Below are 24,772 nucleotides of genomic sequence, written 5' to 3'. Positions count from 1 at the left end.
ACTGGTCAGGTCTGAACTGGCCGATTCGGCTGACCTGATTCATTGCCATGCCGCCAGAACATCGGCGCCAGAACCCGGATCAGTGCGGCGCCGCTGCTGTCAATCAGTACATCGGAAAAGCGTCCGGCGCGGCCGGTCACAAACAGCTGATGGAATTCGTCGGTGCAGGCATAGAAAAAGGTCAGCGCAAGGGCGGCTCTCAGCAGCTGCTTTCCGCGCAGCCCCCAGGCGCGCAGGCCGAAGATTAAGGACAGGCAGAATACGGTGTATTCGGTGATGTGGGCGCATTTACGGACCGGCATGCTTAAAAATGCGCAGACAGCGGGAACATCAACAGACTGCAGTTCCAGCAGATGAAGCCTGTCGGCAATGGCCAGGAGCAGCCGGGTGACGCCGTCGCTTGTCGCGGTGGACTGGACTGCGGGCTGGCTGGAAAAATAAAAAATGGCAATAGCAATGGCGATGGCAGGTACCATCGCCATAATTTTTTTCAGTGTTTTCATAAATTACCGCATGGCTTCCGAGATTTCTTTCCACAGTTCAATATCTTCGGAACTGAGGCGCATATTGGTGACGAGTTCCTGGCCGTCCGGGGAGGTGACTTTGAATTCAAAAATGGTGCCTTCCTGGATGCCTTTTCTGACGATTGCGTTTAAAAAGAGGGGAAATTTCGGATGGTGTGCCGCAAAGCGGGACCAGGCATTTTTCATTTTCATTAATTTCATCGGATTGATCATGGTGTCTCACTTTCTTATATCAAAAATTTTTTTATCAGCCGGTGTCTTTTTTGCCGCTCTTTGGAGCGACAAACTGCATGTTGTTGTTCACACGTTGTGCAAACAGCAACATTCCAAGTATATCCCAAATTTGCTTCCGTGAAAAGTAATACTTGTAAATTCACGGCAAAATATGTATCATAGGATTATTGTTTCTGCCTCGTTCAGGTGACAAATGATGAAATGTAACTGTTCAGTAGGTCTGCGCATTCACTGCGCTGACCGTATGAAAACATGGGCTTGCAGGCAAAAATCCCATTGCCGAAGGCAATTTTCAATGGATTTTTGCCCGTAACTGTGAGGGTACTGAACAGTTACGATGAAATTTATCAACAACGGGAATCTGAAGAAATCAAGGTGGAACTATGCAGAAAAATGTGCGGAAAGGCACAGCAGAAACAGAGGATAAGGACATGGGAATGTTTTCACGGAAAGATCTGATCCGTCTGTTTGCCCCGCTTCTGGTGGAGCAGCTTCTGGCTGTTTTGGTGGGCATGGCAGATGTGGTGATGGTAGCGGCTGTTGGCGAGACGGCGGTTTCCGGCGTGGCACTGGTGGATTCCATCAGTGTGCTGGTAATTCAGGTGCTTTCGGCTATGGCAACGGGCGGCGCGGTGGTCTGTTCGCAATATATAGGAAAGAAAAAGCCGGATCAGGCGTGCCGGGCGGCCGGGCAGCTGGTGCTGATCACGGCGGCGCTCTCGCTTTTCATCGCGGCGGTGGCATTTATCGGAAACCGGCATTTGCTGCGGCTGATTTTCGGTTCGGTGGAAACGGCGGTTATGGACAACGCGCAGACATACTTCTGGTTCACCGCTATGTCGTATCCATTTCTGGCGCTTTACAATTCCGGGGCGGCACTGTTTCGGTCCATGGGAAATTCCAAGGTGTCCATGAAGGTTTCTCTGGCAATGAATGCCATCAATGTGGCGGGCAACGCGCTTTGCGTGTTCGGGCTTCATATGGGAGTGGAAGGCGTGGCAATTCCTACCCTGGTCTCACGTCTGTTTGCGGCAGTGGTCATGGTGTTCCTGGTGCGGAATCCGAAAAACAGCATTCGGGTGGACCGTCTGGGGCAGATGATTCCACAGCCGGATATGATCAAAAAGATTCTGGCGGTGGGAATCCCGAGCGGTCTGGAAAATGGCATGTTCCAGTTTGGAAAAATCGCGCTGCAGAGTCTGGTTTCGACGCTTGGCACGGCATCCATTGCAGGCTACGCGGTGGCCACCAACCTGGTGACGTTTCAGTATCTGCCGGGAGTGGCGCTGGGACTGGGGCTTATCACCATTGTGGGCCAGTGTGTGGGCGCGGGCGAACCGGAACAGGCAAAGTCCTACACGAGAAAGGTCATTGCGGTCAACTACGGACTGTTACTTATCATCTGTACCTGCATGGCGGTGTTCCGGAGCCGGGTGGTGGGAATTTACAACCTCTCACCGGAGGCGTCGGTGCTGGCACAGAAACTTCTGCTGGCACATTCCTGCGGTATGGTACTCTGGCCGCTGGCTTTCGCACTGCCGAATACGCTGCGTGCAGGACTGGACGCGAAGTTTACCATGATGGTTTCGGTATTTTCCATGTGGGTGTTCCGCATCGGACTGGGCTATGTATTTGTCAGGGGACTTCACATGAGCGTGCTGGGAATCTGGTACGCCATGTTTGTGGACTGGATCTTCCGCCTGGTGGTCTTTGTATGGCGGTTTAAAGGATTTACAGCGCGGGTGCACCAGGTGTGAGAAGACTACAGTTGCACAGCGTGTAAGCAGTAACGAGAAGGAGGGGCGGAGTATGAAACGGGCATGTGGTATGCTGCTTCCGGTGGCGAGTCTGCCGTCGGAGTATGGAATCGGAGCATTTTCAAAAGAGGCTTATGCCTTTGTGGACCAGCTGGCTGCGGCGGGGCAGCGGTACTGGCAGATTTTGCCGCTTGGTCCTACCGGTTATGGGGATTCCCCGTATCAGGCGTTCAGCGCGTTTGCGGGAAATCCGTATTTTATCGATCTGGAAACGCTGATCGCGAAGGGACTTTTGACGAAGGCGGAATGTGACGCGGCGGACCTGGGAGAGAACCCGCAGGATATTGACTATGCGAAACAGTATTTCCACCGTTTTCCGCTGCTGAAAAAGGCATTTGGAGTATGGAAAAACCAGCAGCAGGAGAAGGGGCGCAGCGAGAAAAAGCTGCAGGAATTTTTTGCGGATGCGCTCACGGAGGATACCCGGGAATACTGCTTTTACATGGCGGTCAAGAATCACTTTGACGGGAAGAGCTTTCTTCTGTGGGACGAAGAGATCCGCACCAGAAAGCCGGATGCGCTGAAGCGGTACCGGGAGATCTGCCGGGATGAGATTTTCTTTTATGAATTTTTGCAGTATGAATTTCAGGAGCAGTGGGCGAAGTTAAAACGTTACGCGAATGAGCATGGCGTGAAGATTATTGGGGATATCCCGATTTATGTGGCCATGGACAGCGCGGACAGCTGGGCGCATCCGGAGCTGTTCCAGTTTGACGCAGATGGCCAGCCGGAGGCGGTAGCCGGGTGTCCGCCGGATGCGTTTTCGGCTACGGGCCAGCTGTGGGGCAATCCGCTCTACCGCTGGGAGCGCCATAAGGAGAACGGCTATGCCTGGTGGCTTGCGCGGATGGAGTACAGCTTCCGTCTGTATGATGTGGTGCGGGTGGATCATTTCCGCGGATTTGATGCCTACTATTCGATTCCGGCAAAAGACAAAACCGCGGAGTTTGGCCACTGGGAGAAGGGGCCGGGCTATGGCCTCTTTAAGGCAATGAAGAAGCGGTTTGGCAAGCTTCCGATCATTGCGGAGGATCTTGGTTTCCTGACTCCTTCTGTGCTGGCGCTGGTGAAGAAGACCGGCTTCCCGGGCATGAAGGTACTGGAGTTTGCGTTTGACGATGAGGGTGCCAGCAGCTATCTGCCGCACCGGTATCCGAAAAACTGTGTGGTTTACACGGGAACCCATGACAATATGACGCTGCAGGGATGGTATCACAGTCTTTCTCCGGCGTCAAAGGCATTTGCGCTGCGGTATCTGGGAAATGCGTATACACCGGAGGGAGAGATCCATTGGGATTACATCCGCCTGGCGCTGGCCAGTGTGGCGAAGCTGGCGGTGATTCCGGTGCAGGATTATCTGGGCCTGGGAAACTGGGCGCGCACAAATGAGCCGTCTACTCTGGGGAAAAACTGGCGTTGGCGTATGAAGAAAGATGATATGACGCCGGAGCTGGTCGCAAAGTGCCGGGAGATGGCGGAGACTTACGGACGGGCAAAGAAGGTCCAGGCCGATGCGCCGGAAAAGGATCAGGCAGATCAAGGAGTGCGAAGCAGCAAGTGATATCCGCGGAGCGTGGCACGGAGTACACAAAAAAGAAAACGCACGGGTTACAGAGATGATGCTGTAACCTGTGCGTTTTTCGTTTGAAAAATAAGGGTTCCATGATTACGGAAAGACTACGGAACGGAAACCTGTGTAGCAGCTGCGGCCTGAGCGCTTGTGCCCGCTGCGGCACTGTCATGTTCCTCCGGGTCGACTGCGCCGCCCTCCAGGGTTTCTACGCTGCCCTCTTTGTGGGAGGTGAAAGTACCCTGTACCTCGTTGTCGGCCTTGTCGCGGGCGTAAACATGAAGTCCGGCCGGGTCCATCTCGAAGGAGAGGGTGTTGCTGGCGCGGTCCACGCTGGTGGGCTCTACGCGTTCTCCGGCAGAATCCAGAGCGTAGACGGAATCAAAATTGATGCCGGACTGGCTGTCGGATAAGGTGATGGTAACGACACCGTCCTGAATATCGGTGCTGGAAAATTCCGGCGGATTGTCATCTAACACGTTCACGTGCTCGAAGACAGTGGCCGGCATGCCGTTTAAGTTTACCACGGAAGACTCGATGGAGCCGTTTTTGTAAACGGTGGCTGTGTATGTACGGTGCTTGCCTTTTTCCAGTTCCAGCGGTTCGCCATCTAATGTCATGCTGACGGATTTGGTCGGGAAAAATGACTTTACGGTCAGGACGACATGGGTGGAAAGGTAGTCGTTGGTGTCTTCTACCACAACGTTCAGCTTTGGCTTCGCGGTGAGACAGACAAATAAGATGCTGTTAAATACAAGGAACGGGAGCACATAAAATAAGAGGATGTGCGGCCATTCACTTTGTTTTTTCCTGCGGTACCGGTGATCCCGGCGGGACGCAGATGACTGATTCTGTTCCATAAAAAACTCCTTTTATCGCAAGGCAAAATGCCCGATGATCTGTCCATTAGCATAACAGAAAAACCACGGATTTACAAGACAACTTTTCTTACGATTCCATGAGTTAGCCCCTTTCGGGAAGCCTGGGAGTATGGTAGAATGAAAGTAACTGTGAGGGTACTGAACAGTTACGAATGAAAATATCAGGTGGTTTGGTGACTGTGAAGATGGAACGGTTCCATGGTTTGGGAACGCGGATTGCAGAAGAGGAGATGCTGCTGAAGGGTGTTTTCCGGGTGGAAAATAACAGGTCAGCGGTAAAACGGCATATGAATGAGGATAGACAGATGATTCAGAAAGCGGCGGTATTTGCGGCAAAGGCCCATGAGGGCATGATGCGGAAGGGGAGCAGGATTCCTTATATCTATCATCCAATGGAAGTGGCGCTCATTGTGGCGCAGATGACCGATGATCCGGAGGTCATTGCCGCGGCGTATCTTCACGATGTTCTGGAGGATACCAGTGTGACGCCGGAAGAACTGGAAGAGGCGTTTGGGAGCCGGGTGCTGTCGTTTGTGAAGGCCGAGAGTGAGGACAAGTCCCGTACCTGGCGGGAGCGCAAGGCCAGCACGATTGCCCATTTAAAGCAGGCACCGTGGGAGGTGAAGCTGCTCACGCTGGGGGACAAGCTCAGCAATATGCGCAGCACGGCCCGCGATTATATGGTGATCGGGGATGAGATCTGGCAGCGCTTCAACGAAAAGCACCGGGAATGCCACCAGTGGTATCTGGAGGGAATTATGGATGGCCTGCAGGAACTGCGGGATCTGCCGCCATTTCAGGAACTGGAGCGGCTGTATCATCTGGTATATGAATCATAGAGCTGAAGCATTGGCAAAATCAGACACCGTTCTGGATAACGCATAAGCGGTGTCGATTTTTGCGGCAGAGAGAACAATAACCGGGCCGGAATGCGCTTGACGCGTGTTCCGGCCCGAAGTAAAATGGGCGTAAGAAATGCGGTGTGAACAGTCAGCAGACACACCGTTCCGCACGGTTCGCCGGTTTCGGCATGTGCAGACAGGCCTGCCTCGTTCGCGGCAGGAATTCCGGTATCAAAATGAGGTTACAGTTGTGTCATAAGGGAAGAGGCAGCAGCTTAAGGTTTCAGGGGGATTTGGGTGACAAAAGAAAAAGCAAAGGGAATACAGACTGCGCTCTGGGCGGCGCTGGTGCTGGTGCAGATGAGCGTAGTCGGCGCGCTTGAGGTGCGCGCGGAAACCGTACGGCGGGAAGTGACATACGAAGCAGTAGAGGGAGAGGCGGCGCTTCCGGATGAGATTACGGTTTCGGTGCTGGCCGGGAATGATGAGGAACTGGTGCGGTGCCGGGCGGTGGAGCAGGTGGAAGAAGATGCTTACTGGCGGGATGATTTTTCCTTTCCCATCACGTTTTATGAGTATGGGGCCGGGGAATACCAGCTTGGTGAGATGATCGTAGGGGGAGCAGAGCTGACAGATTTTACGCAGCTGACAAAGCTGGCGCAGCAGTATGGAACAGAATTGCTCCGTAGCATGGGACTCTCCGAAGAAGAATATGAAGTAGAAGAGATTGTCTGGGCAGGAATGCCCTATGAAAATGAGGATAGCATTGTGTGCCGGGATGCGGTGGCCCGCGGAAACCGGCTGCTGCGGGATTATCAGGTCGTGTATGAAGGGGTTGTGGAGCCGGAGCGCTGGAAGGAACTGAAGCGGGGCGGCGCGCCGGGAGAACTGGATGAGGCTCAGATGCAGGAAGAGCCTGCCTGGGAGGAAGCGGAGGAGACAGCCGGGGCAAAGGCGGAAACGGAGGCAGCGCGGCCGGAAGAGGCGGAGAAGCAGCCGGAAGTAAAAAAGTCCGGGCTGCAGGAATTTCTGGAAAAGGTGACCAGAATCCTGCTGATTGCGGTGGGAATCGGAGCCATCTTCTTTTTTGGCGGACTTCTGGTGCTGGCGCTGCTTTGGATTTACCGGAAGCTGCGGGAGTGGCATGCGCGGAGACGGTAAAAGAAAGGCTGGCAGCAGGCAGGAACATGGGGTTCGCATAGGAAACGGCAAATAAGTACTGAATGACCGGGCTTTTGCATATGATAGAGCAGAATGGTTTCGGGCATGGGGGGAACGCGCGGAACCTGAAAATTTCCGGGAGCGCGGTGGCAGAATGAAAACATGGTATCAGATGACGGCAGAGGAAACCCTGCGCGGGATGGAGAGCAGTCACGGCGGACTTTCGTCTGGTCAGGCCAGGATGCGGTGTGGCCAGTTTGGGGAAAATGTGCTGCAGGAACATGCCGGAAAAAAGCTCTGGCAGGTGTTTCTGGAACAGTTTCAGGATCTTCTGGTGCTGATTTTGATTGCGGCGGCTGCCATTTCCGTTCTTTCCGGCAGCGGGGAGAGTGCGGCTGTTATTTTTGCGGTAATCACCATGAATGCGGTATTGGGAACGATTCAGCATGAGAAGGCAAGAAAGTCTCTGGAAAGCCTGAAGAAACTGTCCGCGCCGGCCGCGCAGGTGCTGCGGGATGGAAAAAGTCAGGAAATTCCGGCGGCGAAGGTAGTGCCGGGAGATATTGTGCTGCTGGATGCGGGGAGTCTGGTGGCGGCAGATGGCCGTCTGCTGGAATGCTACAATCTGCAGGTGAATGAAAGCTCGCTGACCGGAGAATCGCTTCCGGTGGAAAAACGGGCGGGAGTGATTGGCACCGGACCGAGGAACCGTGCGGTTGGAGAAAACAGGACGGAAAAGGCTGGCATGGAAATTGCAAAAATGGCGGGGAGAAAGCCTCGGGAACGAGATGGCGTGGCAGGAGGGGAAGAACCGGCAGGAATTCCGTTGGGGGACCAGTACAACATGGTCTTTGCCGGTTCACTGGTGACGGGCGGCCGCGGTGTGTTTGTGGTGACGGCCACCGGCATGGAGACGGAACTTGGAAAGATTGCCCGGCTTATGAACACGGCAAAGGAGAAGAAAACGCCGCTGCAGGTGAGCCTGGATCAGTTCAGCACGCATCTGGCGGCACTGATTCTTGGAATCTGCGCGCTGGTCTTCGGGCTGAGCCTGTACCGGGGAACCGGCATTCTGGAATCTCTGATGTTTGCGGTGGCGCTGGCGGTGGCGGCCATTCCGGAGGCGCTTGGCTCCATTGTGACCATTGTGCAGGCCATGGGAACGCAGCAGATGGCTCGGGAACACGCCATCATCAAGGATCTGAAAGCGGTGGAGAGCCTGGGCTGCGTGTCGGTGATCTGCTCCGATAAGACCGGAACCCTGACCCAGAATCGCATGACGGTGGAACAGGTACTGGTGGATGGAAGGGTTTTGCAGCCCGGACAATTGCGACTGTATGATCCGGTCCAGCGGTATTTTTTATATGGGGCGGTTCTGGATAATGACGCGGTGGTACAGGGGGAGACCTGCACGGGGGATCCGACAGAAGCAGCACTTCTGGCCATGGCACTGCGGGCCGATGTTTCACCGGAGGCGCTGCGCCGGGAGATGCCGCGCCTGGGGGAGCTTCCTTTTGATTCCGGGAGAAAGCGGATGAGTACGCTGCACCGCTGCGATGGAAGCTGTGTCCTGTTTACCAAAGGCGCTCCGGATATTCTTATGGAACGGACAGACCAGATCCTTACAAAGAGCGGGATAAGGTCCCTGTCGCCGGAACAGAAAAAACAGATCCGGCAGCAGAATGAGCGTTGGGCAGCCGGCGGACTTCGGGTGCTGGCGGTGGCGTACCGGCCCCTGGAGCAGATGCAGGCCTGCAGTGTGGAAATGGAGGATTCCTGCATTTTTCTGGGGATGGCAGCCATGCTGGATCCGCCGAGGCCGGAATCAAAACCGGCGGTACTGATGGCGAAAAAAGCGGGCATCCGTCCGGTTATGATCACGGGAGATCATCCGGTTACGGCTCTGGCAGTAGCAGAAAAAACCGGCATTCTGGAGCCGGGGGACCTGACCGTAACCGGGCAGGAGCTGGAGCGGATGACAGACGGGGAGCTGGATAGAAAGCTGGCCTCCATCTCGGTTTACGCGCGGGTCTCACCGGAGCATAAAATCCGCATTGTGGAGGCCTGGCAGCGGCAGGGAAGGATTGTCGCCATGACGGGGGACGGCGTGAATGACGCGCCGGCCCTGAAAAAAGCGGACATAGGGGTTGCCATGGGAATCATGGGAACCGAGGTATCCAAGGATGCGGCCTCCATGATCCTGACGGATGACAATTTTGCCACCATGATCAAGGCGGTGGCCAATGGCCGGAATGTGTACCGGAACATCCGCAATGCAGTGCAGTTTCTGTTGTCCGGCAATATGGCCGGTATTCTGTGCGTGCTGTACACGTCTCTTCTGGCTCTGCCGATGCCCTTTGCGCCGGTGCATCTTTTGTTCATTAATCTGCTGACGGATTCGCTGCCGGCCATTGCCATTGGCATGGAGCCGCAGGAGGAGGGACTTTTAGACCAGCCGCCGCGGGATCCCAAGGAGGGAATTCTGACGGCCGCGTTTTTGTTCCGGATTGTGGTGCAGGGAATGCTGATCGCGGTGTGTACGATGACGGCCTATCACGTGGGAATGGATACTGGAGGAGCCGGGACAGCCAGCACCATGGCATTTTCCGCCCTGACTCTGGCCCGGCTGTTTCACGGATTTAACTGCCGGAGCGGCCATTCGCTTTTAAACCTTGGAATCCGGAGCAATATGTGGAGCGTGATGGCATTTGAAACGGGAACACTGCTCCTGGCGGCAGTGCTGTTTTTGCCTGGGCTTCAGGTGCTGTTTGCGGTGGCAGATCTGAGCGCACGGCAGCTGGCAACGGTGCTGGTCTGCGCGTTTGTGCCAACGCTGCTGATTCAGGCAGTGAAGATGCTGGGAGAAGCGGCCGCATAGGAAGATAATATTTTAACTAAAGAAGGGATACATTTGGCAAAAAAATAGTCATTCAACCTAACAAAAAGGCTGATTGTATAAAAACAGATACCCGGAATATATTGAGAAAAAAACGCAAATATACCGCTTGCAATTTAGAAAAAATATGATATTCTATATGCAGGTCAGATGAATGGCCTGCTATAGAATGAATCGTTATGATTTTAACAAAACATGACGGTATTGATGTATACAGAGAAGCTGCTGATCCCCCAAAACAGACAGCGGCAGATGACGGACAGACGATGTAACTAATCAGATGGCAAAATATTTGAGAGGTTATATTTTTTTCTGGCACGCATGTATACAGTATTCAAAACACAGTACAATTTTAAGGAGGAAAACACCAAATGACTAACTTTGATCAGTGGAATGGATTTGACGGCCGCCTCTGGAAAGAGGAAGTAAACACCCGTGACTTTATCCAGCATAACTACAAGCCGTATGACGGCGATGAGTCTTTCCTGGCTGGCCCGACTGAGGCTACCGACAAACTGTGGGGAATCCTGCAGGGTCTGCAGAAAGAGGAGCGCGCAAAAGGTGGCGTTCTGGATATGGATACCCACATCGTTTCCGGTATCACTTCCCATGGCCCGGGCTACATCAGCGAGGCTGATAAGGACTTAGAGCAGATCGTTGGTCTTCAGACCGACAAGCCGTTAAAGAGAGCTTTCATGCCGTATGGCGGTATCAAGATGGCTGAGCAGGCTTGCCAGAACTACGGTTATGAGCCGGATCCGGAGCTTCACAAGATCTTCACCGAGTACTGCCGCACCCACAATCAGGGCGTATTTGATGCTTACACTCCTGAGATGAAGAAGGCTCGTCACAACAAGATCATTACCGGTCTTCCGGATACCTACGGCCGTGGACGTATCGTAGGCGACTACCGTCGTGTTGCTCTGTACGGTATCGATTTCCTGATCCAGGAGAAGCAGAATGATTTCGCTAACTGTGGCGATGGCACCATGACCGACGACATCATCCGCCAGAGAGAAGAGCTGTCCATGCAGATCAAGGCTCTGAAGGATATGAAGGTTATGGCTCAGTCTTACGGCTACGATATTTCCCAGCCGGCTAAGACCGCAAAAGAGGCTGTTCAGTGGCTGTACTTCGGATATCTGTCCGCAGTTAAAACCCAGAACGGTGCTGCAATGAGCGTTGGCCGTATCTCTACCTTCCTTGATATTTACATTGAGCGTGACCTTGAGAACGGTACCCTTACCGAGGCTGAGGCACAGGAGCTGATCGACCATCTGGTAATGAAATTCCGTATGGTGAAGTTCGCAAGAATCCCGTCTTACAACCAGCTGTTCTCCGGTGACCCAGTATGGGCTACCCTGGAAGTCGGCGGTATCGGCGTAGATGGCCGTTCTATGGTAACCAAGACCGACTATCGTTTCCTGCACACTTTAGAGAACATGGGACCGAGCCCGGAGCCGAACATGACTGTTCTGTACTCCTCCGCTCTGCCGATGAACTTCAAGAAGTATGCAGCGCACATCTCCATCAACACCAGCTCTGTTCAGTACGAGAACGATGACGTGATGAAGCCGGTATGGGGCGATGACTACTCCATCTGCTGCTGCGTATCTGCTACCCAGACTGGTAAAGAGATGCAGTTCTTCGGCGCACGCGCAAACCTGGCTAAGTGCCTGCTGTACGCTATGAACGGCGGCCGCGACATGAAGAGCAGAGAGCAGGTTGGTCCGGAGTTAAGACCGATCACCTCCGAGTATCTTGACTACGATGAGGTTATTAAGAAATACGATGTTATGATGGACTGGCTGGCAGGTCTGTATGTAAATACCTTAAACCTGATCCAGTACATGCATGATAAATACTTCTATGAGGCAGCTGAGATGGCTCTGATCGATACCGACGTTCGCCGTACCTTCGCAACCGGTATTGCTGGTTTCTCTCACGTAGTTGACTCCTTAAGCGCAATCAAGTACGCTAAGGTAAAGGCTATCCGTGATGAGGAAGGCATGATCATGGACTTCGAGACCGAGGGTGACTTCCCGCGTTACGGTAACGATGATGACCGTGCAGATGACATCGCTGTATGGCTGTTAAAGACCTTCCTTGAGAAGTTAAAGAAACGCCACACCTACAGAAATTCCGAGGCTACTACCTCTATCCTGACCATTACCTCTAACGTTGTATATGGTAAGGCAACCGGTAACATGCCAGACGGAAGAAGAGCAGGCGAGCCGTTATCTCCTGGTGCAAACCCATCCTACGGCGCAGAGAAGAGCGGTCTTCTGGCTTCCCTGAACTCTGTTGCAAAGCTTCCGTACGAGTGGGCTCTGGATGGTATCTCCAATACCCAGACCATCAACCCGGATGCACTGGGCCACGACGCTCAGGAGCGTATTGACAACCTGGTACAGGTTATGGACGGATACTTCGATCAGGGCGCTCACCACTTAAACGTAAACGTATTTGGTACCGAGAAGCTGATCGATGCTATGGAGCATCCGGAGAAAGAGGAGTACGCAAACTTCACCATCCGTGTATCCGGTTATGCAGTTAAGTTCATCGACTTAACCAGAGAGCAGCAGATGGATGTAATCTCCAGAACCTGCCACGCTGCCATGTAATTTACGGACAAACGTCCGATACAGCTGAATGGATTCGCTGCAAAAAGCAGAAACTGTTTTATGGAGTGGATCCGCAGCAGACAGAAAACGCGTCACCGGCGTGTTTCCTGAATGATATGGAAAGACACTCCGGCGGAGTCATGGAACGTTTTCCTTGGCTCCAGACCGGAGTGTTTTCTGATTTTCAGGGTAATTCCTGGAGATCAGATTTCAAAATAAAACGGAAAAGAAACATTGTTTAACGAAGAGATATAGAAAATCAGGAGGTTGAGTTCATGGATACCGAGAAAAAAGCACTGGTGGGTCACGTGCATTCCCTGGAAACCTTTGGTCTGGTAGACGGACCGGGCGTCCGCACCGTTGTATTTTTGCAGGGCTGCCGCATGCGCTGCCGTTACTGCCACAATCCGGAGACCTGGAGCATGTCTGGCGGCGAGGAGTGGAGCGCGAAGGATCTGTTTAACCGGGTTTACCGCTACCGCACCTACTGGAAGAACAATGGCGGTATTACCGTCAGCGGAGGCGAGCCGCTTCTGCAGATCGATTTCCTGCTGGAGTTCTTTGCACTGGCAAAGGCAAAAGGCATTCACACCACACTGGATACCGCAGGCAATCCCTTCACCAGGGAAGAGCCGTTCTTTGGTAAGTTCCGGAAATTAATGGAGCTGACGGATCTGGTCATGCTGGATTTCAAAGAGATGGACGGCGTGCGCCATAAAGAATTGACGGGTGTTGCGAATGACAACATTCTGGATCTGGCAAGGTATCTTTCCGACACCGGAAAAGATATGTGGATCCGCCATGTGCTGGTACCTGGGCTCACCGATCAGGAAGATGATCTTAAGGCCATGCGCAGTATGCTTGACGAGTTAAAGACCGTGAAAAAGGTAGAAATACTGCCGTATCACAGTCTGGGACTGTTTAAGTGGCAGAACCTGGGAATCCCGTATACGCTGGAGGGCGTACCGGCTCCGACAAAAGAAGAAGTGGAGCGGGCGGAGAAGATTCTGGGGATCAGGAAAGCGGATTAAAACCAATATAGGTCCGAAGCCGGTAATCCCGGCATACCGCTGCGCAAAATATGGGTATTGTGTTCGGACGATGCAGCTGACAGCTGTTTGCGGATAGTCGGACAAGATGTCCGCCTTCCTCAAACACCAGTCGCTGCATAGCCGGACACGTATACCCATATTTTGCTCCGCGGAATGCCGGGATAACCGGCTTCTACTGTATTGGCTCCGCTACGAGAGAAATAAAATCAGCCAGAACGGTATTGATAAAAGCCATGATTTCCAGCTTTTTACCAGTACCATTCTGGTTGTGTTTTTTATTACCGTAGAATAGCCAGGAAAGCAGAAGCAGGCCAGGACGGTATCCTGCGTAGCATAAATAGAAGTGCAATGTGTCCGGCTATGTGGCGACTGACGTTTTCGGGAGGCGGACATCTTGTCCGACTATCCGCAAACGGCTGTCAGCCACATCGTCCGAACACGGCACTTCTATTTTGCGCAGCGGGATACCGCCCCGGCCTGCTTCGGACCTTTCATGAACATGATTTAATTGTTATTTAGATATCCATTTTACTTAAGGCCGCTTCATCTGCCACAATCGTGACATCATTATGCAGCTGCAGGATCGATGCCGGTACCTGCGGAGTGATAGGTCCGCAGATGGTGGCTTTTAAGGCGTCGGCTTTGTCTTCGCCGCTGACTACCACCAGAATCTTCCTGGCCTTCATGATGCTTCCGATGCCCATGGTGTAGGCCTGTCTCGGAACATCGTCTTCAGACTCGAAGAAGCGCTTGTTGGCATCAATGGTGCTTTCGGTCAGGTTGACGCAGTGGGTTTCGCGGGCAAAGGCGTCTGCCGGTTCGTTGAAACCGATGTGGCCGTTGCGGCCAAGTCCGAGAAGCTGTAAGTCTATGCCGCCGGACTTGCGGATGATCTCTTCATATTCCGCACATGCTTTTTCCGGGTCCGGTTCCAGACCGTTTGGCACAAAGGTGCGGGCTTTATCAATATTGATATGGTCGAACAGGTTGGTGTTCATAAAATAGCGGTAGCTCTGCGGGTTTTCCGGGCTTAATCCCTTGTATTCATCCAGGTTGATGCTCATAACCCGGGCAAAATCCAGATCGCCCTTGTTGTACCACTCAATAAGCTGTTTGTAGGTGCCGATCGGGGAAGAGCCGGTAGCCAGGCCTAATACACAGTGCGGTTTCATGATAACCTGTGCGGAGATGATGTTGGCCGCTTTGCGGCTCATGTCCTGATAGTTTTTTGCTTTGCAGATGTTCATAGTAAGTAATACCCCCTTATTATTGTAAAATACCCCTTCCACCTTAAGTATATCGGTTTTCTGCGGAAATACAATAGAAAAAACAGTTCAGCAAAAACTATTGTAATTCTGCCCAGAGTCAACTATACTACGCCCATAGGGGGTGCATACGCATGATCATTAAAAATGTAAAGGTTTACACAGAAGAACAGAAATTTGTACCTGGAGAAATCGTGGTTCTGGGAGACCGGATCACAGAGGTACGCGCAGATGGGGAGAAGAGACAGACTGCCGCAGAAGCTCCGGAAACGGAGCCTTCAGGAAACGGATTCCCGGAGGACGAAGAAGCGGAAGAGGTCGTGGTGGATGGGGAAGGCGCTTATGCCATTCCGGGTCTTATTGACCTGCATTTCCATGGATGCGTGGGGGCAGATGTCTGCGATGGAACGCCGGAGGCGCTGAAAAAGATTGCACAGTATGAGGCTTCAGTTGGAGTCACGGCTATTGCTCCGGCTACCATGACGCTGCCGGTGGAGGAGCTGGAGAAGATATTGCGGAATGCAGCGGCATATAAGCGGGCGCAGGACGAACACAGGGCAATGAATGCGGCAGCAGGCCAAAATGTGCAGAGGGCAGAACAGGAAACAGACGGGATGCCAGAAGGAAAATTGGAACTCCCGGAGGCAGATCTTCTCGGCCTGAATATGGAAGGCCCCTTCATCAGTCCGGCCAAGAAGGGTGCGCAGGATGAGAAAAACATTGTTCCCTGTAATGTGGAGATTGCAAAACGTTTCCTGAAAGCATCAGAGGGTCTGGTGAAATTCATCGGCATTGCGCCGGAGGAGAGCAGTGAGGCAGTTGCTTTTATTCAGGAAATGAAAGATTCCGTGAATATTTCCCTGGCGCATACCAATGCAGATTATGATACGGCCATGGCGGCATTCTCTGCCGGGGCGAACCATGCGGTACATCTGTATAATGCCATGCCGGCCTTTACCCATCGGGCTCCGGGCGTTATTGGTGCAGTGGCAGACAGCAAACATGTGATGGCTGAGATTATCTGTGACAACGTACACATTCATCCGGCAGTGGTGCGGGCCACCTTTACCATGATGGGAGCGGACCGGATGATCCTGATCAGTGACAGCATGCGGGCCACCGGAATGCCGGACGGTACTTACACGCTGGGCGGCCTGGATGTCAGCGTGAACGGAAACCGGGCAACATTGGTGGATGGCGGTGCGCTGGCCGGTTCCGTGACCAATCTGATGGACTGCATGCGCACGGTAGTGAAGGTCATGGAGATTCCGCTGGAAACGGCAGTGGCCTGCGCAACAGCCAACCCGGCCCGGTGTCTGGGTGTTTATGATACCTATGGTTCCATTTCCGCCGGAAAGAAGGCAGATATTGTCCTGTTGGATGAAGACCTGGACCTGAAAATGGTGATCAAGGACGGTCAGCTGCCATTTCTTTAAAAGAGCGTCACAGGGTGAAAGACTTTAAGGCGGACGGAGCACGGAAAAGCTTTGCGGTGCGTGCTGCTTACTAAGAATAGAAAATGACAAGATACAAAAAAGAACCTTGCCTGATGGATATGTTTCCATCGGACGAGGTTCTTTTTTGCTTCATTATAAAGTAAGGTTTATTTCCAGATCATATTTAAGATCAGCAGCTCTACGATACCGACACCTGTCATGACGAAGGATACGGCTGTCTTACAGCGGAGCTGGTCTTTGATCTCAGTTAAGCCGAACATACCATTGAATACCCAGAAGCCACTGTCGTTGAAGTAGCTGAATGCGATCGCGCCGATACAGGAAGCCTGTGCCAGCAGAACTGGATTTAAGCCCAGGGTTGTGATGAGCGGAGCAGTCAGGGATGCTGCGGTGGTGATTGCTACGGTTGCGGAACCAAGAGCCAGACGCATCAGGGCACCGATCAGAACCGGAATCAGGATAGCCGGGATCGGCCAGGAAACTACGGTAGCACCGAGTACATCGCCGATTCCGCTGACTTTGATGATGTTTCCAAGAGCGCCGCCTGCACCGGTGATCAGCATGATCATACCGGTATCCTTGATGCTGTCACCCATGATGTTCATCAGCTTATCCTTCGGGATATCTTTACCGATGCCGTAAACAGCAATGGTGGTACCAAGAGCAAGTGCTACGATCGGGGAACCTACCAGGGTAATGATGCTGTAGATGAAGCTTTCTTTGTCAACGCCTACGAAATCGCAAACGGTCTTGCTCAGGATGAGTACCAGCGGGATCAGGATCGGAGCAAGGGATTCGCCCAGGCCCGGAAGCTGTTTGCTGCCCATGATCTCATCTAACTGATCCATGGATTTTAAGTACTCTTTTTTGAACTCCTTGCGGTCGTAAGTACCATCCTCACGCGGGATCTGGTAGATCTTTTTGCCGACCCAGTGTGCATACAGCAGAGCCGCAATGAGGATCGGAACAGACATCAGGGCACCTGCGATGATCATCTGACCAACATCTACGCCCATCATTCCGGCTGCAGTTAACGGACCCGGAGTCGGCGGAACCATTACGTGGGTACACTGCAGGCCGCAGGCCAGAGCCAGAGCCAGAGCGATAACGGATTTACCGGTTACGCGGGACATTGCCTTACATAACGGCGCGAAAATTACGATTGCGGAATCCGCGAAAACCGGGATGGAAACCAGCCATCCGGTGATACCAAGGGCAAGCTCCTCTTTACCGCTTCCGATTTTCTTGATGAAGGAGTAGGCCATACGCTCTGCAGCGCCGGTTTTTTCGAGGATACCGCCCATCATAACGCCGAGGCCGATGATGATACCGGTACTTTTTAAGGTGTTTCCGAAGCCATCCTGGATTGCGGTAATGGCATCAGACGGGGACATTTTGCCGATCAGACCTGTGATCAGTGCAGCAAGCAGCAGCGCGATGAAGGTGTGGGTCTTGGTCTTCATAACCAGGAAAATCATGATCGCGATGCCTAAGAACAGGCCAAGCAGCATCTGGGTTTCATGTGACATATTCATACCTCTTTCTGTAATGTGTTCACTTCGTATGCATCAAATATGGGGGATGCATTCGCAAAGCTTCTGTTGCAAGGCTGCGAACGAAGTGATAAAATTATGACAAGAGGCATTATAACGAAAAATAATACATAAGTAAAATTAACTGTACTTAGCCAACTCTTAAAATAATTAATATTTCTTCTTAAAATAATGGCGCTGAATTTTCCCAGTATTCCCGTGCGAGCCGAATGAATTCCCGTGCACCGGAGTTTAAGTAACCATTTTTCTGGCAGGAAATGACAATTTCCCAGGAAGGGCGTTCCGGCAGGGAAAAGCAGGCAACGCCCTCGGTGAGTCCCAGCGTATAATAGCGTGGAATGATGCCGCAGCACAGCGTAGACTGCACCATGGCGGCAATACCGCTGGTATTGTTGGTTTCAAACAGAATATTGGGGACAAAACCGGCTTTTTCAAACAGCAGATCGCAGGAGGAACGCAGGGTGGAGGTCTTGTCCATCAGCACAAAGGGTTCATAGCGCAGCTCGGCCAGGTCCAGGGTTGCCAGTGGTTCGCCGGAAGGTGCGGCTTTTTCTGCCAGCGGATGCCCGGTTGGGATGATCAGTACCAGTTCCTCCCGCTTTAACGGATAGTAGGTATCGCTGGTCTGATCCCTTTGTGCGAGGGTCATAAGACCCACATCAATCTCCCCTTTTGCAATGGCATCCTGCTGGGCCCGGACCCGCATCTCGATAGGGCGCACATCCAGGTTCGGAAAGCTGCGGTGCAGCTCCGGGTAAATGGCAGTGAACATGCGAAGTCCCCGTCCCGGTGTCAGGCCGATAGTCAGATGGCCTTTGCGGGCACTGACAACATCGTAGATTCTGTTGTATGTGGTATTTTTAATCTGAAGAGCAGCTTTTGCACCTTCAATATAAATTTCCCCGGCTTCCGTCAGGCGCCAGTTGGTGCGTGATCGGTGGAACAGAGGTGTGCCCAGCTCTTTTTCCAGCTTTAAAAGCTGCTGGTTTAAGGCAGACTGGGTGATGAACAGTTTTTCCGCAGCCTTGGTGATGTTGTTCTCCTCTGCGATTTTTAATATGTATTCGATTTGTTTGGTATCCATGCAAACCTCCCATGAACAAATGCGGCAGTATGTGTTTCTTCTATAAATAAAGCACATTTGATTATAACAGTTTCTAAACAGAAAATAAACAAGAAAAATTATTAAGAGAAATATAAAAACTATTAATTTTACTTATTTGCATGAAGGTGCTATGATAGCATCAGTAAGAGATACAAAGAACTTCAAAATATCATTTATATATTATTCAAGGAGGGTATTCAAATGAACGCAATTCCTACAATTACCAAGATGGAAGTTTTCCCGGTTGCAGGACATGACTGCATGGAGCTGAACTTAAGTGGTGCGCACGCTCCGTACTTCACCCGTAACATCGTGATCCTGACCGACAGCACCGGTAACGAGGGTATCGGTGAGGTTCCGGGCGGTGAGAAGATCACTGCTGCATTAGAGCAGATCAAAGATCTCGTAATCGGTTCCAGCATCGGTGATTACAAGCAGACCTTAAACAAGATCCGCGCATGGCTGTCCGCTAACATCAAAGATGACAAGCGTGGTCTTCAGACCTTCGACCTGCGTGTAGGCGTACATGTAGTTACCGCAGTAGAGGCTCCGCTTCTTGACCTGCTTGGTAAGTTCTTAAACGTTCCGGCTGCAGCTCTGATGGGCGACGGAATCCAGAGAGATAAGGTTCGTTTCCTGTCCTATCTTTTCTATGTTGGAGACCGCAAGAAAACCGATCTTGAGTACGAGGAAGAGCCGGATGCAGAGTGCGACTGGTACCGTCTGCGTCACGAGGAGGCTATGACTCCGGAAGCAATCGTGGCACTGGCAAAGGCTACCAACGAGAAATACGGCTTTGAAGACTTCAAGTTAAAGGGCGGCGTTTTAGCTCCTCAGGAAGAGGTAAAGGCTGTTACCGCAATCAAGGAAGCATTCCCGAACGCACGTGTAGACCTTGACCCGAACGGCTGCTGGAGCTTAAAAGAGGCTCTGGAAGTTGCTCCGGACTTAAAGAAGGTTCTGGCATACTGTGAGGATCCGTGTGGCGCAGAGGATGGTTTCTCCGGCCGTGAGGTTATGGCTGAGTTCAGAAAAGCAACTATGATGCCGACCGCTACCAACATGATCAACACTGACTGGCGTCAGATGTGCCATGCAATCGCTCTGCAGAGCGTAGATATCCCGTTAGCAGATCCGCACTTCTGGACCATGGAAGGTTCCGTACGTGTAGGCCAGCTGTGCAACGACTTCGGTCTGATGTGGGGCTGCCATTCCAATAACCACTTCGATATCTCCCTGGCTATGGTTGTACAGTGTGCAGCTGCAATCCCGGGCAAGATGAACGGTATCGATACCCACTGGATCTGGCAGGAGGGCCGTGAGCGCCTGACCAAAGAGCCGATGCAGATCGTAGGCGGATGCATCGAGCTGCCGAAGAAGCCGGGTCTTGGTGTAGAGGTTGACCGTGACCAGATCATGAAGGCTCATCAGCTTTACATGGATAAGTGCTACGGCAAGGGCGCTCGTAACGACGCTGTTGGTATGCAGTACCTGATCCCGGGCTGGACCTTCGATAACAAGAAACCGTGCATGGTTCGGTAATTGAATATTTCATAATAAATAAAGAAGCCATCTTCCGACGATTGTTGGAAGATGGCTTTTTTGCAGTTGTATATATAAAAGTATCAGAAATGATATGTCAGCCAAGCGGCGGGAGCGTGTCATTTTCTCCAATACTCCCGGCACAGCTCCAGAAAATACTGCTCTGCATGACTCAGATAGGCTCCTTTCCGGCAGCACATGGTCACTTCCCAGCGAGGCTGTCCTTCCAGCCGGAAATAGACAACCCCCGGAGCTGTCTTTGCAAAAATCCGCGGCAGCAGGGCACAGCCTACCTCAGCCAGGACCATGCGGTACTTACTGACATTGCTGCTGGTGGAAAAGAGGACCTGGGGCTGGAATCCCGCTTCGCGAAAGAGAGCCTCCTCCAGCTGGAACATGGTGGACCGGCGGGTGATCAGGATAAACGGATCCTCCAGAAAACGGGACAGGCTGATCTCGGGCGCATCCTCGGCCTGTGTACTTCCAAGATAAGCCAGCGGATGGGAGGCGGGAACAGCAAGAAAAATTTCTTCCTCTGCCATGGAAAGATAGGTGTTGTCGTCCTTCTGGGATTCCACCAGTGTGATAAGCCCAAGATCCAGCTCATTGCGCGTGATGAGATTCTGCATGGTCCGGACGTTGCACTCCACCGGCTCGATCCGGATATCCGGAAATTTTTTATGAAATTCCGGGTAGATGGCAGTGAACATATTGACGCCGCGCTCCGGAATGAGTCCCAGGCTGATACGCCGGTTCCCGCTTTCTTTTAAATCCTGGATCTGGCTGTAGGCATCCTTTTTCAGATTCAGGATCTGTCTTGCTGTATTTACATAAATTTCGCCCGCCGGAGTCAGATGCCAGTCGGAGCGGGTCCGCACAAAGAGCGGGAGCCCCAGCTCCTTTTCCAGCTTCTGCAGCTGTTGGTTTAAGGCAGACTGGGTGATAAAAAGTTTCTCTGCAGCTTTGGTAATGCTGCGTTCTTCACTGATCTGTATGATATATTCCATTTGTCTGGTATCCAACCGAAAATCCTCCTGACATAAAAATAATATGTAATACCGGAATCGTGCTTTGAAATGAATGTTAGAAAAACTAACATAAATATTATTTATATAAATTTGACTGACGTCCAGAGCTATTATACAATGTGATTATCAATAAGACAAGTTTCACAGGAGAAATGAGGAGGATGGGTCAAAATGATGTCCTATGATGTGATCGTGATCGGCGCCGGCGTTGTCGGATCGGCCGTGGCGCGGGAATTATCCCGTTACCAGTTGAAGACTGCGGTGCTGGAGAAGGAGCTGGATGTGGCATGCGGAAACAGCAGCCGCAATACCGGCATGCTCCACGCCGGATTTACTTATAAACCGGGAAGCTTAAAGGCAGAGTGCGCCGTAGAGGGAAACCAGGAGTTTGACCAGGTGGCAAAGGAGCTTGGCGTTCCGTTTAAGCGTACCGGAAAGCTGGTAGTTGGTTTTACCGACCATGACCGGGAAAACATTTTAAAATACAAGGCCATTGGCGAGCAGAACGGTGTCAAGGGCATGCGCATGATCGACAAAGATGAGATCAACCGCATTGATCCGAATGCAGGCGGTGAGTTTGCCATGTATGTGCCATCCTCCGGCATTCTGGATCCGATGCAGTACACCATCGGTCTTGCAGAGAATGCCTGCCAGAATGGCGTCAGGTTCCACTTTGGACAGAGAGTGACCGGCATTACCCGGGATGAGGCGAAGGATGTCTGGGTAGTAAAGACGGAGCAGGATACCTTTGAGACAAAATGGGTCATCAACTGTGCCGGTATGTATGCATCGGAGATTTCCGAGATGCTCGGCTACCCGAACTACCCGGTAAAGGGCTTTAAGGGTGAGTACTATGTGCTGGATAAAAAGGCAGGAAAGTTCCTTTCCATCCCGGTTTACCCGGCTCCGAATGATAAGGGCGGTTTCTCCACCCATGCAACCCCGACTGTGGACGGTAATGTGCTGGTAGGACCGGATTCCTATGTAACAGAAGACCGCGAGGATTATGTTGTAACCAAGGAGCATATGGATGGTCTGTTCCGTGACGGCAGCAAGATGTTTAAGCAGATGAAACGTGAGTACTTTATCCGGAACTTTGCAGGCATCCGCTGGAAACGCTATAATCCGGAAACCGGAGAAATCCTGGATTTCCTGTTAGAGTCCGATGGTGCGCATCCGCATACCGTAAACCTGGTCGGCATTGAGTCTCCGGGTGTGACCTGCGCCCTGCCGCTGGCACGCCGTGCTGTGGCATTATTAGTGAAAGAGGAGCATCCGCAGAAGAATGAAGCCTTTGATCCGGTGCGTCCGGTAAAGAAACGCTTCCATGAGATGAGCCATGAGGAGCAGATGGCGGCCATCAAAGAAAATCCGCTGTACGGTGAGGTGGTATGCCGCTGCGAGACCGTGACTAAGGCCGAGATCCTGGATGCTATCCGCAATCCGCTGGGCGTCTGCACCGTGACCGGCATCAAGAACCGTACCCGCGCCACCATGGGACGCTGCCAGGGCGGCTACTGCGAGACCCGCATTACCGAGATGATCGAGCAGGAGAAGCACCTTGCGCCGGAAGAGGTACGGTACTCCAAACGGGATTCTTATATTTTCACAGGAAAGGTCAGGGACGTAAAATGAAAAATGTAGATGTTGTAATTATTGGCGGCGGCCCGGCCGGACTGGCGGCTGCGCTGGAGCTCTGGAAAAAGGGTATTCATGATATTCTGATCCTGGAGAGAGAAAAGGGACTGGGCGGAATCCTGCGCCAGTGCATTCATGATGGTTTTGGCCTGACCCGTTTTGGTGAGACCTTAAGCGGACCGGAGTATGCTTCACGTTTTGCAGAGCAGGTGAAGGAACTGGGTATTCCGTATATGACAGATACCACCGTGCTGGAGCTGACACCGGACAAGCAGGTGTTTGCGGCATCTCCGGAGGGACTGCTGGAGATCCAGGCAAAGGCTGTGATTCTGGCTATGGGCTGCCGGGAGCGTACCCGCGGAGCCATCAGCACTCCGGGAACCCGTCCGGCCGGTGTGTACACTGCCGGTGTGGCTCAGGCTTATATTAATTTAAAGAACCGCATGCCGGGAAAGAATGTCGTGATCCTTGGATCCGGTGATATCGGCATGATCATGGCAAGACGTATGACCCTGGAGGGGGCGAAGGTGCTGGGTGTGTTTGAGATTCAGCCATATGCCAGCGGACTGCCGCGAAACATTGAACAGTGCTTGAATGATTATCAGATTCCGCTGCATTTAAGCCATTCCGTAACGGAGATTCGCGGCGTGGACCGTCTCGAGAGTGTAGTCATCTCTGAGGTGGATGACAGGCTGCAGCCGATCCCGGGAACCGAGAAGGAATATCCGTGTGACACCCTGATCCTTTCCGTGGGCCTGATTCCGGAAAATGAGCTGACCTGGATGGCAGGCGCGAAGCAGGATGATGGAACCAAGGGCGCGTCTGTAGATGAAAACTTCCAGACCACCGTTCCCGGCGTATTCGCGGCAGGAAACGTGCTTCACGTACATGACCTGGTAGACTTTGTTTCCATGGAGGCAGAGGAGCTGGCAGACGGAGCAGCCCGCTACATCAAAGACGGAGCGCTTCCGGATTGCGGCCTTGCCATCACAGGAGACGGTATGGTAGGACAGCTGACCCCAGCCCGCTTCAGCGGTACCGGAAATGTAACGGTGTCCTTCCGTATGAGAAAACCGGTGAGAAACTGTACCGTAGAGCTGTGGCAGGGTGACCACCTGGTAAAACAGAAGAAGTTTCCGAAGGCTCTCCCGGCAGAGATGATCCAGATCGCCTTAAAGCCGGAAGAACTGAATGAGAAGGATAACCTGGAGGTGAGAGTGGTATGTTAAGAACCTTTACCTGTATTATGTGCCCGCAGGGCTGTGAGATTACCGCGGAGGGCAGCGAAGCGCCGTATTCCATCACCGGAAACAAGTGCAAACGCGGCCATGAATATGTAGAGCAGGAGCTGGTAAACCCGATGCGGAACATCGCAACCTCCATTCTGGTGGAGGGCGGTGAGATGCCGCTGGCCAGCGTCCGCCTGAGTGCGCCGATCCCGAAGGCTAAGATCTTTGACGTTATGAATGAGATCCGAAAAGTGAAACGCACCGCGCCGGTTCATGAGGGTGAGGTCGTGATTGAAAATGTGCTGGGACTGGGAAGCAATGTCATTGTGACCAGAACGGTGGAAGCAGAATAAC

The 24,772-nt window shown here is 52.5% G+C and carries 19 protein-coding genes; 12 read left to right on the top strand and 7 right to left on the bottom strand.

Annotation, left to right across the window (positions count from 1 at the left end; genetic code table 11):
- Window positions 1-5: 5 nt before the first annotated feature.
- A complete protein-coding gene (locus WMO41_RS07760; RefSeq protein ID WP_349229267.1) occupies window positions 6-482 on the bottom strand; it encodes a VanZ family protein in 477 nt (158 codons plus the stop codon).
- 24 nt (window positions 483-506) lie between these two features.
- On the bottom strand, window positions 507-725 hold the full coding sequence (locus WMO41_RS07755; protein WP_349229266.1) for a hypothetical protein: 219 nt from the start codon (window positions 723-725) through the stop codon (window positions 507-509).
- A gap of 470 nt (window positions 726-1,195) precedes the next feature.
- Between WMO41_RS07755 and WMO41_RS07750 the strand changes: the two genes are divergently transcribed.
- The gene (locus WMO41_RS07750; RefSeq protein WP_494338434.1) at window positions 1,196-2,515 is read left to right on the top strand and encodes an MATE family efflux transporter; all 1,320 of its coding nucleotides are present in this window, start codon (window positions 1,196-1,198) and stop codon (window positions 2,513-2,515) included.
- Window positions 2,516-2,567: 52 nt separating this feature from the next.
- Entirely contained in the window at window positions 2,568-4,136 is a 1,569-nt protein-coding gene (malQ, locus tag WMO41_RS07745; RefSeq protein WP_349229264.1) for a 4-alpha-glucanotransferase, read from the top strand.
- A gap of 116 nt (window positions 4,137-4,252) precedes the next feature.
- On the opposite strand, the gene WMO41_RS07740 is transcribed toward malQ, so the two are convergent.
- Window positions 4,253-5,005 (bottom strand): hypothetical protein, encoded by a 753-nt coding sequence (locus tag WMO41_RS07740; protein ID WP_349229263.1) that lies wholly within the window; start codon window positions 5,003-5,005, stop codon window positions 4,253-4,255.
- A gap of 326 nt (window positions 5,006-5,331) precedes the next feature.
- On the opposite strand from WMO41_RS07740, the gene WMO41_RS07735 reads away from it, so the two are divergent.
- From WMO41_RS07735 to pflA, 5 genes are all read left to right on the top strand, one after another.
- Window positions 5,332-5,865, top strand: a complete 534-nt coding sequence (locus tag WMO41_RS07735; protein WP_494338433.1) for an HD domain-containing protein — start codon at window positions 5,332-5,334, stop codon at window positions 5,863-5,865.
- A 300-nt stretch (window positions 5,866-6,165) separates the two neighbouring features.
- Window positions 6,166-7,029, top strand: coding sequence for a hypothetical protein (locus WMO41_RS07730; protein WP_349229262.1), 864 nt, complete (start codon window positions 6,166-6,168; stop codon window positions 7,027-7,029).
- Between the two features lie 154 nt (window positions 7,030-7,183).
- The gene (locus WMO41_RS07725; RefSeq protein WP_349229261.1) at window positions 7,184-9,907 is read left to right on the top strand and encodes a cation-translocating P-type ATPase; all 2,724 of its coding nucleotides are present in this window, start codon (window positions 7,184-7,186) and stop codon (window positions 9,905-9,907) included.
- A 389-nt stretch (window positions 9,908-10,296) separates the two neighbouring features.
- The gene (gene pflB / locus WMO41_RS07720) at window positions 10,297-12,549 is read left to right on the top strand and encodes a formate C-acetyltransferase (protein WP_349229260.1); all 2,253 of its coding nucleotides are present in this window, start codon (window positions 10,297-10,299) and stop codon (window positions 12,547-12,549) included.
- Window positions 12,550-12,824: 275 nt separating this feature from the next.
- Window positions 12,825-13,580, top strand: coding sequence for a pyruvate formate-lyase-activating protein (gene pflA, locus WMO41_RS07715; protein WP_349229259.1), 756 nt, complete (start codon window positions 12,825-12,827; stop codon window positions 13,578-13,580).
- 536 nt (window positions 13,581-14,116) lie between these two features.
- Here pflA and nagB read toward each other — a convergent pair.
- A complete protein-coding gene (gene nagB, locus WMO41_RS07710; protein WP_349229258.1) occupies window positions 14,117-14,848 on the bottom strand; it encodes a glucosamine-6-phosphate deaminase in 732 nt (243 codons plus the stop codon).
- Window positions 14,849-15,000: 152 nt separating this feature from the next.
- On the opposite strand from nagB, the gene nagA reads away from it, so the two are divergent.
- Window positions 15,001-16,302, top strand: a complete 1,302-nt coding sequence (gene nagA, locus WMO41_RS07705; RefSeq protein WP_349229257.1) for an N-acetylglucosamine-6-phosphate deacetylase — start codon at window positions 15,001-15,003, stop codon at window positions 16,300-16,302.
- A 167-nt stretch (window positions 16,303-16,469) separates the two neighbouring features.
- Here the strand turns inward: nagA and WMO41_RS07700 are convergent, their stop codons facing one another.
- Complete coding sequence (locus WMO41_RS07700; protein WP_349229256.1) at window positions 16,470-17,852, bottom strand: GntP family permease; 1,383 nt, start codon at window positions 17,850-17,852, stop codon at window positions 16,470-16,472.
- Between the two features lie 187 nt (window positions 17,853-18,039).
- Window positions 18,040-18,960, bottom strand: coding sequence for a LysR family transcriptional regulator (locus tag WMO41_RS07695; protein WP_349229255.1), 921 nt, complete (start codon window positions 18,958-18,960; stop codon window positions 18,040-18,042).
- A 222-nt stretch (window positions 18,961-19,182) separates the two neighbouring features.
- Between WMO41_RS07695 and WMO41_RS07690 the strand changes: the two genes are divergently transcribed.
- Window positions 19,183-20,523: an enolase C-terminal domain-like protein gene (locus WMO41_RS07690; RefSeq protein ID WP_118531620.1), complete on the top strand. Its 1,341-nt coding sequence runs from the start codon at window positions 19,183-19,185 to the stop codon at window positions 20,521-20,523.
- A 119-nt stretch (window positions 20,524-20,642) separates the two neighbouring features.
- Here WMO41_RS07690 and WMO41_RS07685 read toward each other — a convergent pair whose 3' ends face one another.
- The gene (locus WMO41_RS07685; protein WP_349229254.1) at window positions 20,643-21,545 is read right to left on the bottom strand and encodes a LysR family transcriptional regulator; all 903 of its coding nucleotides are present in this window, start codon (window positions 21,543-21,545) and stop codon (window positions 20,643-20,645) included.
- A 177-nt stretch (window positions 21,546-21,722) separates the two neighbouring features.
- Between WMO41_RS07685 and WMO41_RS07680 the strand changes: the two genes are divergently transcribed.
- Genes WMO41_RS07680 through WMO41_RS07670 form a run of 3 tightly spaced genes read left to right on the top strand, consistent with a single transcriptional unit; the run spans window position 21,723 to window position 24,771 of the window.
- Window positions 21,723-23,186 (top strand): NAD(P)/FAD-dependent oxidoreductase, encoded by a 1,464-nt coding sequence (locus WMO41_RS07680; RefSeq protein WP_349229253.1) that lies wholly within the window; start codon window positions 21,723-21,725, stop codon window positions 23,184-23,186.
- Entirely contained in the window at window positions 23,183-24,418 is a 1,236-nt protein-coding gene (locus WMO41_RS07675; RefSeq protein ID WP_349229252.1) for an NAD(P)/FAD-dependent oxidoreductase, read from the top strand. Before WMO41_RS07680 ends, WMO41_RS07675 begins: the two co-directional genes overlap by 4 nt.
- Entirely contained in the window at window positions 24,412-24,771 is a 360-nt protein-coding gene (locus WMO41_RS07670; RefSeq protein ID WP_118531625.1) for a DUF1667 domain-containing protein, read from the top strand. The genes WMO41_RS07675 and WMO41_RS07670 overlap by 7 nt, the downstream gene beginning before the upstream one ends.
- Window position 24,772 lies beyond the last annotated feature (1 nt).

Origin of the sequence: Ventrimonas faecis (assembly GCF_040096075.1) — a bacterium.
In the GTDB taxonomy this organism is placed as follows: Bacteria; Bacillota; Clostridia; order Lachnospirales; family Lachnospiraceae; genus Brotaphodocola; species Brotaphodocola faecis.
Note: the sequence above shows the minus strand (reverse complement) of the source record. Positions and strands in the feature narration are given on the sequence as shown.

Coding starts and splice junctions, on each gene's coding strand:
- WMO41_RS07760 (WP_349229267.1), bottom strand. CDS start 482: ATGGCGATGGTACCTGCCATCGCCATTGCTATTGCCATTTTTTATTTT.
- WMO41_RS07755 (WP_349229266.1), bottom strand. CDS start 725: ATGAAATTAATGAAAATGAAAAATGCCTGGTCCCGCTTTGCGGCACAC.
- WMO41_RS07750 (WP_494338434.1), top strand. CDS start 1,196: ATGTTTTCACGGAAAGATCTGATCCGTCTGTTTGCCCCGCTTCTGGTG.
- malQ (WP_349229264.1), top strand. CDS start 2,568: ATGAAACGGGCATGTGGTATGCTGCTTCCGGTGGCGAGTCTGCCGTCG.
- WMO41_RS07740 (WP_349229263.1), bottom strand. CDS start 5,005: ATGGAACAGAATCAGTCATCTGCGTCCCGCCGGGATCACCGGTACCGC.
- WMO41_RS07735 (WP_494338433.1), top strand. CDS start 5,332: ATGATTCAGAAAGCGGCGGTATTTGCGGCAAAGGCCCATGAGGGCATG.
- WMO41_RS07725 (WP_349229261.1), top strand. CDS start 7,184: ATGAAAACATGGTATCAGATGACGGCAGAGGAAACCCTGCGCGGGATG.
- pflB (WP_349229260.1), top strand. CDS start 10,297: ATGACTAACTTTGATCAGTGGAATGGATTTGACGGCCGCCTCTGGAAA.
- pflA (WP_349229259.1), top strand. CDS start 12,825: ATGGATACCGAGAAAAAAGCACTGGTGGGTCACGTGCATTCCCTGGAA.
- nagB (WP_349229258.1), bottom strand. CDS start 14,848: ATGAACATCTGCAAAGCAAAAAACTATCAGGACATGAGCCGCAAAGCG.
- nagA (WP_349229257.1), top strand. CDS start 15,001: ATGATCATTAAAAATGTAAAGGTTTACACAGAAGAACAGAAATTTGTA.
- WMO41_RS07700 (WP_349229256.1), bottom strand. CDS start 17,852: ATGTCACATGAAACCCAGATGCTGCTTGGCCTGTTCTTAGGCATCGCG.
- WMO41_RS07695 (WP_349229255.1), bottom strand. CDS start 18,960: ATGGATACCAAACAAATCGAATACATATTAAAAATCGCAGAGGAGAAC.
- WMO41_RS07690 (WP_118531620.1), top strand. CDS start 19,183: ATGAACGCAATTCCTACAATTACCAAGATGGAAGTTTTCCCGGTTGCA.
- WMO41_RS07680 (WP_349229253.1), top strand. CDS start 21,723: ATGATGTCCTATGATGTGATCGTGATCGGCGCCGGCGTTGTCGGATCG.
- WMO41_RS07675 (WP_349229252.1), top strand. CDS start 23,183: ATGAAAAATGTAGATGTTGTAATTATTGGCGGCGGCCCGGCCGGACTG.
- WMO41_RS07670 (WP_118531625.1), top strand. CDS start 24,412: ATGTTAAGAACCTTTACCTGTATTATGTGCCCGCAGGGCTGTGAGATT.